Below are 14,953 nucleotides of genomic sequence, written 5' to 3' on the forward strand. Positions count from 1 at the left end.
TCGGTAATCGACAACAACAGACAGGCGGGGCGGCTTCAGTTGATCCGGATGAGCTTGGCCTTCAGGACACCCAGCAGACCACCGTCCACCTCGACCGACGAGCGCCCGGACACCGCCACCGCGCGCCCGGACACGGACACCCGCGACTGGCCTTCGAGCACCACCCGGCGCCCCTGCAAGGTGACTTGGCCCTGGGGCGCGCTCAGCGTGATGTCCTGCTTGTCCAGCACCATCGACGTGCCCACCTGCCCCGGCGACCGGTACACGGTCACCTCGATCCGGTCCTCGCGGTCGTCCATCCGGACCTCCAGACGCTTGTCCGCCGTCACCAGCCGCAACCCCGACGGACCCGGCCGGGGCGCGTCCAGCAGCTCCAGCCGGTGCCCCGAACGTGACACGAAGGAACGCCGGTTGACCTTCCCGCTGGTCTTGTCCACCAGCGGCACATCATGCTTCGACGGCTTGTCCACCCCGTTGTAGAGCCCGCCCAGGACGTACGGACTGTCCAGCAGCCCCTGCTCGAACCCGACCAGCACCTCGTCGTTGACCTCGGGGCTGACCACCCCGCCGCCGCCCTTGCCGCCCCACTGCACCGTACGCACCCAGTCCGAGACGTAGGTGTCGTCCAGCCAGGGGAACGTGAGCCGCACCGCGCCCTGCTCCGCGCCGTTCGGCTCCCGCACATCGGTCACCACGCCGATCGCCAGACCCGGGATGCGCGCACCGCGCGAGCCCGCGGCCCCGGCACCGGCCAGCCCGGTCAGCGAGGGGTCCGGGCGGGAACTGACCCACAGGGTCGTCCGGTACCCGCCGTGCGGCTCCAGCACGTGCTGCACCGCCGTCGCCGTGTACCGGCCCGAGAACGCCGGGCCCACATTGCCCAACGCGACCGCCTTGCCCGCACGCAGCGCCGGATTGCCGGTGGTCAGCGCCTCCAGGTCCCCGTAGGACGCGCTCACCTGCTCCGCCGTCGCCCGCGCCACCGCCGCGGCCTCCGCCTGGGTGCGGTACGGGGTGTCGGCCACCGTCACCTGGGTCTTCTTCCCGAACCGGTTCACCGACGCCGGGTTCAGACCCGGCACGACCGTGCCGCTGGTGATGGACGCCTGCTCGGCCACCACGGCCCGCTTGGTGGTCGCGTCCCAGCCGCGCACCTGCACCTTCTGTGCCGCGTCCGCCATCGACAGCGACGCCCGCAGCGCCAGCAGGTTCCGCCCGTACTCCAGCACCAGCGGGCTGCGGGTCGCGGGCGTCGACGGAGCGGGCGCGCCGGACGCCTTCACCGGGCGGGTGAACTGCAGGACACCCTTGTCGTCCACCCGTACCTGCGCACCGCACTCGCCCGCCAGATACTGCAGGAAGTCCCAGTCGGAGACGTTCGCCTGCGAGAGCTGCTTGTGCGTGACCGCGGGAGCCTCCACCTTGCCGCAGGCCAGCCCCGCCGACGTGGCGACCTTGCGGATGATCGCCGCCGTCGTCATGTTCCGGTACGCCACCACCTTCCGGCCGCGCTGCAGCCGGTGCGCCTTGGAGTAGGCCCGCACGACGGTGAACGTGCCGGTGCCGTCCCGGTCCAGCTCCAGCGCCGTCACCTCACCGCTGAACAGCGGCTCCCGTGCCTGCCCCTTCACCGTCACCACCGACACCCGCAGCGGCGTGCCGATCGTGACACCGGTCGCCGCGAGGAACTCGTGCTGCGGATCGCGGTAGGTCAGCACCGCCGTGTCCGGCAGCCCCACGCTCTCCTCGATCACACAGCTCACGAGCTGTGTCGCCCACGTCTTCGGCAGCTCACCCGGCGCCTCGACCACCGGATCGGCCGCGAACGACCGGACGTCACCCGACTCGGCAGCCGTCACCGCTCCTCCTCCTCGTACCCGGCGTCCCGCAGTCCGGGCACCATCAGTTCGGTGCCGGGCGTGAGTGCCATCGGGTCGTCGATGCCGTTCGCCTCGGCGATGGCCCGCCAGGCCGTCGCGTCCCCGTACTCCCGCCAGGCGAGCATCGCCAGGCTGTCGCCGGCCACCAGCGTGTGCGTGCTGCGCGCCGTCCGCGCGCCCGAGGTGGGGTTCTGCCCCGGCGGGTCGACGCTCGCCTCCTCGATGGACAGCGAGCAGGTGGCCCGGAGCGGCTTCCCGTCCACGTCGAACAGCGTGTACGACACCGACAGGCTGGACATCACGCCGTCGAACGACGTCGTACGCGCCGTGCCCCACTCGAACCGCACCCAGGGACTCGCCGGCTTCTTCCGGCCGAGGCTCGCCTGCGTGGGCACGCACGCCTTCATCAGCTTCTCCACGGCCTGCTCCACGGAGTTGTCGTGGGTGGCCGTCGCGTCCAGGAACACCTCCAGGCTCAGCACCCGCGGACCACTGCCGACGAACTCCGGCAGCGCCGACTCGCCCGCCATGCGCGCCGGGGAGCGCCGCCACTCGGTGGACTTGCTCAGCTCCAGCGTCGACGGGTTGAACTGGAGGTCGAGCCGCGCGAGCGTGCCGCCGGGCTTGGCGCCGACCGAGGCCGGCGGCTCCTTGAGGGTGAGCTGCGCCCTGGCCCGGCTGGCGCGGACCGATGGGGACATGGGGTGGTTCCTTCCTGGGAAACGGGGGCTTCTCGGGGCGAGCGGGCGGTCAGGAAGGAACCAGCCCCTCGTGCGCGATCTCCAGCGTCTCCACCGCCGCCTGCGAACTGGCCGGGTCGAACGACGGGCCCTGCCAGCGCACCGGCACGATCCCGTACACCTGCCAGCCGATGATCCGGCTCAGGTCGGGGCGCAGCGCCACGATCTCGCCGTCCTTCGGCTCCACCCGGCGCAGCGTCTCGTCCAGCCAGCGGCCGATCTTCGCCGTGTCCGCCGTCACCGGCCGGGTCAGCGTGATGTTCGACCAGGTCACCCGGCCCGGCAACTGCCAGGTGAACCCGTTGTTGCCGCCCTCCGCGTACGTCTCCATCTCGACCTGCGCCCCCATGCCGGAACACGTGTGGAAGGCACCGAGGTCGTTCCCGCCGATGGCGAGCCGGAAGAACACGCTCGTGGCGAAGATGTTGTCCGTCATGCTGCTCGTGTTCCGTCCGTGGGGCGTTCAGGGGTGGCGTGGGGTCTGTGGGGCGGGTGTCTCAACGGCGGCCGTCGAAGGGCCGGCCCGTACGGTCCCGGCCCCGGCGCAGCTCGTTGCGCAGCAGACGGGAGACGGGGTCCAGCAGGCGGCGGGCCAGGTCGTCGAGATCTGGGGCGGAGTCGGGGGTGGGGGGTTTGGCTCGGGTGGTGTTGTTGGTCTGCGGCTTCGTGGTCGTGGTCGTGTTCGCCGGCTGGGTGGCGGGTTTGCCCTGGGCGGGCGGGGTCGTGGTGGCGCCGCTAACGTCCCGCTGGATCCGGGTGCGGACCACCGGGGGCGTGGGGTTCGGTGGAGCGGAGGGTCCGCCGATGTCCCGTTGGATCTGAGCGGGGCGGACCAGCGGGGGAGCGGCGTTCGGCGCGGTGGGGGCTCCGCTGTGCGTGGGGCGGACCACGGGAGCGGGGGCCGGTCGGGTGGCTTCGCGGGTGGGGGCGTTCACCAGGAAGGGTTGTACGGCGGGGGGCTGGGGGGCCGTGACTGGGAGGGGGCGTGGCGCGGGGGCGCTGGGGGTCGCGGCCAACGGGGTGGGGCGGGCGGTGCGGGCGGGGGAGGGGGTGACCGGTGGCTGGGGGGCGCGCTGGACCGGGGTCGACGCTTGTGCCGCCGTCTCGCGTGCCCAGCGGGGGGACACCACCGGGCGTTCGGCGGCCTTGCGCTGGGCGGGTGCGGCTATGGGGGGTGCCGCCTCGGTGCTGAGGGTGAGGGGGCGGGCGGGGAGGAGGTTCAGGGTGGGGGAGGGCTTGGTGATGGCCGTGGGCGTGGGCTGGCCGGTGAGGGTTACGGACCGGGCTACGACCAGGGGGGTGGTGCCGGGGGTGGGGCGTGCGGGGGTGCGCGGCGCGGCGGCTCGGGGTGCCCAGGCCGACGTGGGGCCGGGCGCACGGGGTGTCGAAGGCGGGGTGGCGCCGGGTGCACGGGATGCCGAAGTCTCCGGGGTGCCGGGTGCGCTGGGCGTCCGGCGGGTGGGCATGCCGGGGTGTCCCGGAGCCGAGGCTGCCGGGGGCTGGGCGGTACCGGGTGCGCCGTGGGCCGGGGTGCCGGGGCGCGCCGGGTTCTGCTCGGTACGGGATGTCTGGACGGTGGGCGTGACCGGCCGGGCGGGGGTCAGGGGGACCGAACTCTGGCCGGGGTCGGACGCGTGGCCGGGCGTGCTCGGGCGTGCCGAAGCCGGCGGTACGGAAGCCTGGTCGGTGCCGGACGCCTGAGGGGCCGACGTGCCTGGACGCACCGGGGGCATGGGCACCGCGCCCTGGCGGACACCGGGTGCGGGGCTCTGGCCGCCGGGGGACGCGGGACTCCGGCGCTCCGGGGCCCCCAGGGTCGGGCGCTCGGGGGTGCGGGGCGTGCCCGGGGTCGCCGGGGCCCTCTGGGCCGTACGACGCGTGTCCTCGGGTGCCGTGCGGCGCGCGGGGGCGTCCCTGGGGGCGGTGCCGGGCGTCTCGGGCGCGGGGGTGCTCGTCCGGGCCACGGTCAGCGGCGCGGAGTCGGCGGGGCCGCCGCTCGGGGCGGGCTCCGTGGTGGTGCGGCGCGGGACGAGGGCGTCGGCTGACGGCTCGCCGGCGCCATGAGGCTGCTGACCACCCAACAGGGGCTTCTGCGAGGGCTGTTGAGGGGTGGGCGCAGCAGACCGCTGCACCGGCGTTCGCCCGGACCGCTGTCGGTCACCGGGCACGTCGGCCGTCGGAGGCAGCTCCGACAGCGGTGCCCCCAGACCCGTACGGGTACGGGGAGCCTGGGGTTCGACCCGGCGCTGGACGGGCTCGGTGGACGGCACGGGCCGATCCCCGGTCGCCGTCGTCTCCGCCCGGCTCTGCACCACGGGAAGCGCGGGCCCCGGGGTGTTCCCCTCCGCGGCCTCCGGCTTCATCGGAAGGGCGGTGGGCGGGAGTTGGGTCATGGGCTCACCCAGCGGCGGACGGCTCCCCTCGCGCCGCTGAACCGTGGCCCGGTCCGCCTGCCCCGCCCGAGCGGTCTGCTCCACCCGAGCGGCCTGCGGCTCCCGTTCGGCCTGCGGAGTGGGCGCGGCCGCCTTCGGGGCGGCGGTCGGCACAGGAGCCACCCGGCGCATGGGACCGACGGGCCGCCGAGCGACGATCAGTGAGCGGCCTACGGGCAGCGCACGCACGGAAGCGGTGGAGGGGGCGATGGTTCGCCCGCTGTCGCGGCCGGACGGCGCCGAAACGTTCTCGGGACGAGCAGCCGGACGTGTCCGCACGGGACCTGGCGAAACAGCCGCAGCAGCTCCACCCGTACGGGGTTCCACCACCGCAACGCGCCGCACGACCGGAAGCGCCCCCGCAGCCGGCGTGGTCGCCGCCCGCCGCACCGGAGCCTCCGCCGCACCCGCGCCAAGTACAGCCGGAGAGGCCCCGGATGTAAGCCCCCGCTGCCCCTCGACAGCCTCCGACGCAGCCTGACGCCGCTGTACCCCAGGCACACCGCCGCGCCCGGCCTCGGCGCCCTTGCCGGAGACCGACCCGGACCCCGCCGGTCGCTCCCCCTGCCGGGGCCGACCGGCGACAACCCTCTCCAGCCGCTCCCCAACCGCAGGCGCGACCTCCTCCGCTTCCACCCGCCGCACCGCACGCAAGAGCAGCGGCCCACCGCCACTGAACGTCTCCGCGGACCCCGAGGCGGGCCGGGCGACCCCCCGCACCAGACCGGCCGGAGCCGAAGGCAGCACCCCGTGCGCGAGCCCCGTATCGAACGACGGGTCCCGCCAGGCGGCCAGCCCGGCACGGAAGCCGAGCCCGTCGCTGACCGCCAACGGTGCGCGGGAGACCGTCAGTTCAGGCGCGGCAGCCGCACGCCAGCCGCCGTCCCAGCCCTCGGGCACGCCGACGCCGGCCGGCCCCTGCTCCACTGGACCGGAGCCGGCGCTGCCGACGTTCTCGACGGCGGGCGGCCGGGGCCGACGCACCCTGTCTCGCCATCCCATGCGGTCAACCGCCTTCGTTCACGCGGGTGTTGATGCGGGCAATCTCGGTGACCCACTCCCGGCGCTCGGCATGGGTGAGGTCGAGGATCTCCTCGCGGCTCCAGTGGAAGTGGTAGGCGACGTACGCGATCTCCTCCCGCAGCCGGGAAGGCGCGTACGTCACGATTCCCCCAGGCGCCCACCCGAGAGGTCGACCTCGAAGGCGCCCTCGCAGTGCGGGCAGGTGACCGCCGCACGCGTGTGGCCCTCGCTGTTGACGCGCCGGTAGAAGTCCTGGAGGAACGCGACGTCGGTCGCGTACATCCGCTCCACGACCCCCGCGTGCACATCGGTGACCGTGCCGATCCGGGTGATCACCTGGCTGAGCAGCACGACACTGAGGTACGCGGGGTTCTCCTTGACCCGCAGGTCGATCTGCGGACGCAGCTCGTCGCGGGCCGTGGCCAGGCGCATCGAGCCGTGCCGGTGCACGGTGCCCGCCTCGTCGACGTACCCGCGCGGCAGCTCGAACTCGAACTCCGTGCGCAGCGCGGGCTCCTGGCGCGGAGGGGGCGAAGGCGTGAACGGCTTGGACACCGCCTCCGCCTCGTCCTTCGCGGGAGCCGTGGCCTGGAGGATCTCGTCCAGGTTGCCCGCGGTGACCGTACGGCGCCTCATTCGACGATGATCTCCTCGAACACGATGGTCACGGACTCGGTGGCGGCAGACGACTCGCCCGCCTTGAGGGACGGGCCCTCCCACTTGGACGCCCAGCCCTGCATGAGCTGGATGCGCCGCACGGTCTCACCGGTGGAGTCCTTGATCTCGATGGTGAGGTTCTGCCGCGCCGTGTCCACCGCGCCGTTGTTCAGCGTCTCCTTGATCCACGAGGTGAACTCGCTGCTCTGGTCGAGTCCCCGGGTGATCGTGATCTCGCCGGCCTGGCGGGCGCCCGGCTGCTTGCGGATGATCTGCTTGCCCTCGGAGCTGACCTGCCGGACCTCGACCACCTCCTCCTCGACGCTCAGGCCGCTGATCTCCTGGATGGATTCGACCAGGTAGCCGCCGAGCTGGACGCCGAAGATATGGGTGGAAAGAGCATCGCCCTCAGCCATGACTGTCTGTCACCTTTCTGGGTGGATAAGTGCCGGAAGCGACGGAGGTCACTCGTCGACGAGGCTGGTGCTGTCGGAGAACTGCGCCAGCCGGAACACCACGAACTCGGCCGGCTTGACCGGCGAGACGCCGATCTCGCAGACCACGCGTCCCTGGTCGATGGACTCCTGCGGATTGTTGTCCCGGTCGCACTTGACGTAGAACGCCTCGGCCGCCGTCCGCCCGAACAGCGCGCCCCGGCGCCACTCCTCGGTGAGGAAGGCGCTGACGTTGCGCCGGATGCTCGACCAGAGCCGGTCGTCGTTCGGCTCGAACACCACCCACTGGGTGCCGAGCAGGATCGACTCCTCCAGGTAGTTGAACAGCCGGCGCACGTTCAGGTAGCGCCACGCCGGGTCGGAGGAGAGGGTGCGCGCACCCCAGACCCGCACACCCCGGCCGGGGAAGGTACGGATGCAGTTCACACCGATCGGGTTGAGCAGGTCCTGCTCGCCCTTGCTCAGCCGCAGCTCCAGGTCGACCGCGCCCCGGATCACCTCGTTCGCGGGCGCCTTGTGCACCCCGCGCTCGGCGTCGCTGCGCGCCCACAGGCCGGCGACGTGCCCGCTCGGCGGGACGGTGATGTTGCGGCCGGCGGCCGGGTCCAGCACCCGGACCCAGGGGTAGTACAGGGTGGCGTAGCGGGAGTCGTAACCCGCCTCGTCGTTGCGCCAGTTGCGTACCGCCTGCGCGGAGAGGCCGGGAGGGGCGTCGAGGACGGCGACCCGGTCGCCCATCTGCTCGCAGTGCGAGATGACGGCGAGCTGCACCGTGCGCAGGCCCTCGGCGTCGATGTCGCCGCGCTGGTAGGCGCTCATCAGGTCGGGGACGGCGACCATCGTGATCTCGTCCACGCTCTCCAGACCGGCGAAACCGGTGCGCGCGTCGGCGTCACCGACGTACTCGGCCGGGTCCAGCCGGGCCACCTGGCCGGAGGCCGAAGGCGCGGGCGTGGCCGGGGCGTCCGGCACGGCGATCGTCTGCGCGGCCGGCCGGGTCGCGTTCCCGCCGCGCTGCTCGGTCACCTCGATCAGCTTCGAGGTGCGGACCTGGGTGGGCAGGTAGCCCTTGACGTTCCGGCGGGTCGAGGCGTCGTAGGTCTCGGCCACCTGCTCGCCCTGGCGGACCAGGACGCGGAAGCGGTCCTCCGGCGGGTTCTCGCCCTCCGGGTCGGCGATCTCGATGGACACGCCGCTCACGCCGGGCTTGGCCGCGATCTGGAAGCCGCCCACCTCGACGGCGAGCGCCGCCTGCTCGCGCCGCGCTCCGTCGCCGTTCCCGGCCGGGGCGGAGGAGTCGTCGGCGGAGCCGCCGATGCGTACGACGTAGGCGGAGCCGCCGCCGTTGGCGAAGTAGCCGTAGACGGAGTGCGGCAGGTACGCGCCCTGCACGAAACCGCCGAAGATCCGGCTGTACTGGTCCCAGCTCGTCACCAGCGTGGGCTCGTGGAACGGGCCGTCCTCGGCGAAGCCGACGAACGCGGCGACCGCGGTGCCCACACCCTCGATCGGGCGAGCACCGGACTGCACCTCCTCCACGTAAACACCTGGGGTGAGGTACGTCGGCATGCTCGCTCCTTCACGGGTCCTGCGGTCCGGGTCTCCCTCACCCTTTCCTCGGACCGTGCCCCGGGGCAGGGGACATCGGGCCCTGCCCGGGGGCAGCACGGCTGCCCGCGCGGGCGGGCAGGCCGCACCGCGCGTGCAGGGTCAGGTGGCCGTGACCTGCGCGAGCCAGGGACCGAACTCGGCGGCCAGCACCAGCCGGCCGAGCTTGCGGTACTCCTGCGCCACCGACTCCACCACCTGCCGCATCGTCAGCTCATTCCCCGAATCCGCCGCGAGATACGCGGCCGTCACCGCACACGACCGGATCGAGCCGCCCGCCAGCTCGAACCGGTCCGCGCAGAACTTCAGGTCGACGTCCTCGGCGCGCGGCAGCCGCTCGCCCAGGCACCGCTCCCACAGCGCGAGCCGCTGCGCCGCGTCCGGCATCGGGAAGTCGGCCACCACGTCGAGCCGCCGGGTGAACGCCTCGTCCAGGTTGGCCCGGAGATTGGTGGTCAGGACGGCGATGCCGTCGAAGGACTCCATGCGCTGGAGCAGGTACGCCGACTCGATGTTGGCGTGCCGGTCGCGGGCGTCCTTCACCTCGGAGCGCTTGCCGAAGATCGCGTCGGCCTCGTCGAACAGCAGCACCGCGTTGACCGCCGACGCCTCGGTGAAGATCCGCTCCAGGTTCTTCTCGGTCTCCCCGATGTACTTGTCCACCACGGTCGACAGGTCGACCACGTACAGATCCATGCCCAGGTCGGTGGCGACCACCTCGGCGGACATCGTCTTGCCGGTGCCGGACTCCCCGGCGAACAGCGCGATCACGCCACGCCCCCGGCCGCCGCCCGGCCGCATCCCCCACCGGCCGAGCACCTGGTCGCGGTGGCGGGCGCGCACCGCGAGTTCGCGCAGGCCCCGCAGGGTCCTCGGCGGCAGCACCAGGTCGTCCCAGCCGACCGCGGGCTCCACCCGGCGCGCCAGCCGGGCGAGCCCCGCGCCGTTCTGCGCCCGCACCGCGGCCCGTACGTCCTCCGCGCCCACCGGGCGCCCGGCGAGTGCCGCCGTGCGTACCGCGGCGTCGGCCGCACGCCGGAGCTGGCCCGAGTCGAGCCGGTGCGCGGCCACGGCACGGGCCAGGTCCTCGCCGCCCGACCCGTCGGCCGGAGCCCCGGCCGCCTCCAGCGCGAACCGCCACCGCACGGCCTGCTGCTCCGGCGAGGAGGTGCCCACCGTGAAGGACACCGGGGTACGCACGGCCCACCCCGGGTCCCAGACCTGCGAGCCGTAGGTGAACAGCGGGATGCCGGACAGCGCCGCGCACACCGTGCGCAGCACGTGGGTCCGCTCGGAGGGCTTGTCCGGGAGGTCGTCCAGCGGGCCGAGCACCACCCCGGCGCCGGTCAGCCGGGCCTCGCGGGCGGCGGCCGCGGCCAGTCCGGGCAGGTCACGGGCGTGCCGGGCGAGCGCCACCGCGTCCAGGACCAGCGGGGCGCGGCCCGCCTCGCGCAGGGCCGCGTCCGCCAGGCCCTCGGGGGCACCGCCGACTGCCCGCAGGTGCACATGCCCGGTGCCGCTTTGGACCCCGGCGGCGGCCCGCCGGACCAGCACGGGGTCGGCCGCCGGGTCGGCCGTGTGCTCCCCGAGCACGGAACCCACGCGGGCGTCCGGCGCGGTGTCGCCCAGCAGATGCGCGGTCACCCGGTCGGGCACCGTCAACACCCGTGACAGAGGTGGCCGTTCCGGCTCCTGGACCTCCAGCAGACCGCCCGTGAGCAGCGGGGCGCCGGGGGAGAGGCGGAATCGGGCCGGGGAGAGCCCGGTGTGGCCGCACAGTTCGAGGGCCAGTCCGACCGTGGGCCGGCGCCGGGTGAGGTCGTCGTTCAGGTAGCCGTAGAGCTGCTCGAAGCGGGCGTCCAGATCCGGGGCCAGGGCGACCAGCAACAGGTCAAGGTCGAGCGGGGAGAGGCCGAACTCCCGCGCCAGACGGCCCAGTGGAGAGTCCTCCGCCGACTGCTCCGGCTCGGCGGCGGACGGCTCGGGGCGCGTGTCGAGGACGCGCTGGGCCGCCTCGGGGGTGAGGTACTGGCCGCGGTAGGGGTCGTCCGGGTCGGGGTCGACGGCCCGCCGCGCGGCGACCGCCTTCCGTACCCGCTCCTCCACGGTGTGCAGCCGCCGCCACAGCTCCGGTTCCACGGTGTGCGTCATGGCTGGCGGTCACCCCTCCTGCGGCGCCGGGCGGGCGCGGGGCGCCGCTCCCGGGACCCGCCGAAGCCCTCCCCGCCGGGGTCGTCGATCTCCGCGTAGCGCAGCCGGCGCGCCGACTCCGCCTCGTCCGGCAGGGACTGGGGCACCGACCGGACGACCAGGCCCTCGGTGACCGGGGGCGCGGCCACCCGCTCGATGCCGGCCAGCGGGGCGCGTACCCGTACCCCGAGCGACGGCTTCAGCTCGCCGCCCAGCGCGGACCACACGTCGGACGCGGCCGGGGCGTCCAGGCCGGTACCGCCCGCGTCCAGGCCCACGATCAGGCCCAGTTCGGCGAGCGTGCCGGTCAGCAGATGCGGGGCCAGGGTGTCCGTGGAGGCCAGGGTGGACAGCACCTGGGACAGCAGCCGGTGCTCGTCCTGCGGGCGGCTCGCCCACGCGGTGACCAGATACGTCAGCTCGAACCAGCGGGCGGGCGAGCGGCGGGCGACGACGAAGCCGTCCTCGTCGTAGATCTCGCCCGCGCTGCTGTTGCGCCGGGAGTTGTCCTCGCGGATGTCGTACAGGAACGCGCACACCGTGGGCGCGCTGCGCCGGGCCGCCCAGTCGCTGGTCGGCGCGTCGAAGACCACCTCGACGCCCGACGCGGCCAGCCCGGACTCCTCCAGCAGGCCCCGCAGGGCCTCGTCGACCTCGTGGATCACCGGCGGGTCACCTCGTCCGGGGGCTGCACACTGCCGTTGACGACCAGGAAGTCCGTCTTCACCGGGGAGAAGCCGGGGCCGCTCGCGGTGATGGTGCGCGGGCCCGTCTGGTCCTTGGCGAGGATCAGGAGCTGTCCGATGAACGTGCCGTCCGGCAGCGGCACCGTCGGCGCGGCGGCGGCCGTGATGCCGGGCTTCCAGCGGAACCGGACCGGCACGCCCGGCGGGAAGTCCTTGCCGCGCACCGAGGTCACGAAGCCGGGCTTGCCGATCGGCGGCACGGCGACGATCCGGGGCTGGAGGACACGCAGCCGCTGCCGGGCGGAGTTGTCGCTCCGGTCGGCGTCCGTGCCGGTGGTGGTCAGGGTGCCGGTCACCTCGGCGGTCAGCGCCCTCTTCGGGCTGAGCACGACCTGGAGGGTGCTGCGGGCGCCGGGCGCGAGGTCGGGCAGCGCGCACAGCCAGTTCGTGTCGCAGCCGGGCGGGCGCCCGTTGTTCGGCACGTTCGCGGGCAGCCCGATGCGCAGCCGGAGCCCGGTGGCCAGCGCGTTGCGGCCGTTGCGGACGGTGTACGTGACGACGACGCGGCCGCCGACATAGCCGGGGTTCGGGTTCGCGGTGACCTGGACGCCCGGGCCGGCCTTCGGCGCCGGGGGTTCCGGAGCCGGGGGTGCCGGGGGCGCGGGCGGCACCGGCGGCGTGGTGGGCGGGGTCGGAGTGGGCGGGGTCGGGCTCGGCGTCGGCGTCGGGTCGGGCGGCGTGGGTGCCTCACGCACCGGCACCACCGTGCGGTCGGTGTTGTCGCTCGGGTCGGGGTCGATCACGGCGCCGGTCACCGACCAGTCCACGGGCTGGGCGCCGGGCGTGACCCCGGTGACGGTGACGGTCACCGGGACGGTGGCGCCGGGCGGCACCACGCCGAGGTCGCAGGTGAGCCCGCGCACGTCGCAGTTCCGGCCGGGCGCGGTCAGCCCGGTGACGGTCGCCCCGAGGGGCGGCGCCACGGTGAACCGGGTGCCGGGCGAGGCCGCGGGGCCCTGGTTCACGACGTCGACGCGGACGGTGCCGGTACGGCCGACGACCACCTGCCCCGACGTGTCCGGAGCCCGTACCGCCAGGTCCACGGACTGCTGCACCGAGGGCTCCTTCTGGCGGCCCCCCAGCCCGGTGGTGAGCGGAGTCAGGGCACCCGACTCCACCTCCAGCCGGCTCAGCTTCTCCGGGCTGTTCGCCGCGAGCTGGGCACGCGAGCTGAACACCAGGCCGGTGCCGTCGGCCGTCCAGGCGGCGTCACGCGGCTGGAACGGACCCGTGGCCGAGGCGTCCGGCAGCTCCCGGCGGCAGGCGCCCGGCAGACCGCGGCCGGCGGCGGGCAGCAGCACCCGGCAGTCGTCGCCCGACACCGAGGTGAGCAGGAGCCCGCCCTGCTGGTCGACGCGGCCGCCGCCCGCCTTGCGGTTGAAGGCGATGATCAGCCCGTCGGGCGAGAAGGCCGGGCTGTCGTCGATGACGTCACAGGCGCCGGGGCAGTTGGCGGCGCTGAGGTCGCGCTGCTGGTCGAGCCGGTCCACCGGCACGGTCCAGATGTGCTTGTTGCCGTTGCCGCCGTCGACGACCTGCGTACGGGTGAAGGCGAGCCGGGTGCCGTCCGAGGACCAGGTGGGCTGCGCGTCGGTGCCCTGCGCCTGGCCGGCCGGCGGCGTGATCGTGCCCCGGAGCGCCCCGGTCGCCACGTCCGCGATGAGTACCCGGCTCGGCCCGGCCGCATCGCCGGTACCGCCGGGTGAAGTCCGCCGGAAGGCAAGGGACTTGCCGTCGGGGGAGAAGGTCGGGTCGGTGTCCCAGTCCTTCGGGCCGCGCCCCGCCAACGGCAGCGGCCGCGCGTTCGAGCCGTCGGCGTCGGCCAGCCAGATCCGCTCGATGCGTCCGGCGTCGGAGTCCTCGAACCGGGTCAGCACGATCTGCCGCCCGTCCGGCGTGTAGTTCTGCCGTTCCGTCCACGGGTCGGACCCGGCGGCGGGCTGGAACAGCGGGTCCTTCGTCGGATCGGTGTTGGTGTCGGCGGCCGGGTCCTCCTTGAGGATGGCCAGGCCCAGGTCGCGCGGGTCCGAGCCGTCCGCACGGGCGTCCTGGAGGGTCACCACGTGCGGTCCGGCGGCGGTGGTGCGGTCCACCACGGCCCCGCCTCCGTCCAGCGGCCCGAGCCAGGTCGCCGTACCGACCTCGCGGTCCTCGCTCAGTACGAGCGACCGGTTGCCGTCGTTGTCGGAGTGCACGACCGTCTTGAAGACGTGGTCGTAGTCGCCCTCGCAAGTGCAGTCGCGGTCCGGGCTGAGGAACAGCAACTGGTTCCCATCGGGCAACCAGGCTGCCCCATGGGTGCGCCAGCCTGCCTCCGTGCTGCCCAGCAGCGGACCGCCGTCACCCGAACTCGCGTAGACATAGCGGAGCTTGGGGCCGTCGGCGCCGGTCGCCGTGTAGGCGATGATGTCGCGCTTCTCGGGGTTGTCCAGCGGGTTCCACGCCGGTTCACCCGCCGTGCCGTTCGCGGGATCGGTGACCCGGTTCGCGGTGCCGCCCCGCAGCGGGCGGACGTAGACCTGCTGCCCGACGAGCGGATCGGCGTCACTGGAGTACGCCAGGCGCTGCCCGTCCGGCGACACCGTCGGGCACTCCTCGTCGGCCGGGGTGTCGGTCAGCCGGGTCAGGCCCGTGCCGTCGGTGCGCACCAGCCACAGATCGCGCTGGGCCGCACCACCGGGGCCGCCGGGCTCGGCCGAGTCGAAGACGACCGCCCGGCCGTCCGGCGTCAGCCGCGGATGCGCCGCGTCCCGGCCGCTGGTCAGCTTGGAGACGGAGCCGTCGGCGACCCTGAGGTAGACCTGCGGGTTCCGCTCGTCCCGGCGGCTGGCGAACACCAACTGGTCGCCCAGTGCCGAGGGTTCCACGTCGTAGTGGGTCGCGCCCGCGCCGAACAGCGGGGTGCTGGACCTCGTCGTCGCCACCCGGCCCAGGCTGCGGTGCCGGGTACCCGCGAAGGCGATCCGGGTCACCGCCGCGTCACCGGCTCGGGGGCGGGCCTTCGCCGTACCGGGACCGGCGGCCGCGGTCACCGCCAGCAGGGGGACCAGCAGCAACAACGCCAGGCCGATCCGCTCCAGCGGGTACCGCCACCCGCCGGCCTTGTCCGTGCCCGTCACGGGCCCACCTCACCGTCCGCACTCCGCTTTCGCACAACCGTCCGCCATCCTGGGCGTCGCCGTCCCTGGTGCGGCAGGGCCGACGGGACGCTCCCGGGGGAAG

General features: G+C 74.1%; 11 protein-coding genes. All 11 read right to left on the reverse strand.

Going from position 1 to position 14,953, the window contains the following annotated elements; translation table 11 throughout:
- Window positions 1–35 precede the first annotated feature (35 nt).
- On the reverse strand, window positions 36–1,859 hold the full coding sequence (locus tag OG448_RS27090) for a VgrG-related protein (RefSeq protein ID WP_405557623.1): 1,824 nt from the start codon (window positions 1,857–1,859) through the stop codon (window positions 36–38).
- Window positions 1,856–2,581 carry a LysM peptidoglycan-binding domain-containing protein gene (locus OG448_RS27095; RefSeq protein ID WP_030809267.1) on the reverse strand — a complete coding sequence of 242 codons (726 nt, stop codon included), beginning with the start codon at window positions 2,579–2,581 and terminating at the stop codon, window positions 1,856–1,858. The genes OG448_RS27090 and OG448_RS27095 overlap by 4 nt, the downstream gene beginning before the upstream one ends.
- A 49-nt stretch (window positions 2,582–2,630) precedes the next feature.
- Window positions 2,631–3,056, reverse strand: a complete 426-nt coding sequence (locus tag OG448_RS27100; RefSeq protein WP_031181814.1) for a phage tail protein — start codon at window positions 3,054–3,056, stop codon at window positions 2,631–2,633.
- A 61-nt stretch (window positions 3,057–3,117) separates the two neighbouring features.
- Complete coding sequence (locus OG448_RS27105) at window positions 3,118–5,175, reverse strand: hypothetical protein (RefSeq protein ID WP_405557625.1); 2,058 nt, start codon at window positions 5,173–5,175, stop codon at window positions 3,118–3,120.
- An 883-nt stretch (window positions 5,176–6,058) separates the two neighbouring features.
- Window positions 6,059–6,217 (reverse strand): DUF6760 family protein, encoded by a 159-nt coding sequence (locus OG448_RS27110; RefSeq protein ID WP_165507338.1) that lies wholly within the window; start codon window positions 6,215–6,217, stop codon window positions 6,059–6,061.
- Window positions 6,214–6,711, reverse strand: a complete 498-nt coding sequence (locus tag OG448_RS27115; protein ID WP_391298156.1) for a hypothetical protein — start codon at window positions 6,709–6,711, stop codon at window positions 6,214–6,216. The genes OG448_RS27110 and OG448_RS27115 overlap by 4 nt, the downstream gene beginning before the upstream one ends.
- Complete coding sequence (locus tag OG448_RS27120) at window positions 6,708–7,148, reverse strand: phage tail protein (RefSeq protein ID WP_030803419.1); 441 nt, start codon at window positions 7,146–7,148, stop codon at window positions 6,708–6,710. Before OG448_RS27120 ends, OG448_RS27115 begins: the two co-directional genes overlap by 4 nt.
- 48 nt (window positions 7,149–7,196) lie before the next feature.
- Complete coding sequence (locus OG448_RS27125; RefSeq protein WP_405557627.1) at window positions 7,197–8,756, reverse strand: phage tail sheath family protein; 1,560 nt, start codon at window positions 8,754–8,756, stop codon at window positions 7,197–7,199.
- A 141-nt stretch (window positions 8,757–8,897) separates the two neighbouring features.
- Window positions 8,898–10,946, reverse strand: coding sequence for an ATP-binding protein (locus OG448_RS27130; RefSeq protein WP_405557628.1), 2,049 nt, complete (start codon window positions 10,944–10,946; stop codon window positions 8,898–8,900).
- Window positions 10,943–11,650 (reverse strand): DUF4255 domain-containing protein, encoded by a 708-nt coding sequence (locus tag OG448_RS27135; protein ID WP_405557629.1) that lies wholly within the window; start codon window positions 11,648–11,650, stop codon window positions 10,943–10,945. Before OG448_RS27135 ends, OG448_RS27130 begins: the two co-directional genes overlap by 4 nt.
- A complete protein-coding gene (locus OG448_RS27140) occupies window positions 11,647–14,850 on the reverse strand; it encodes a hypothetical protein (protein ID WP_405557631.1) in 3,204 nt (1,067 codons plus the stop codon). Before OG448_RS27140 ends, OG448_RS27135 begins: the two co-directional genes overlap by 4 nt.
- Window positions 14,851–14,953 lie beyond the last annotated feature (103 nt).

It is taken from the genome of Streptomyces sp. NBC_01171, assembly GCF_045039805.1.
In the GTDB taxonomy this organism is placed as follows: domain Bacteria; phylum Actinomycetota; class Actinomycetes; order Streptomycetales; family Streptomycetaceae; genus Streptomyces.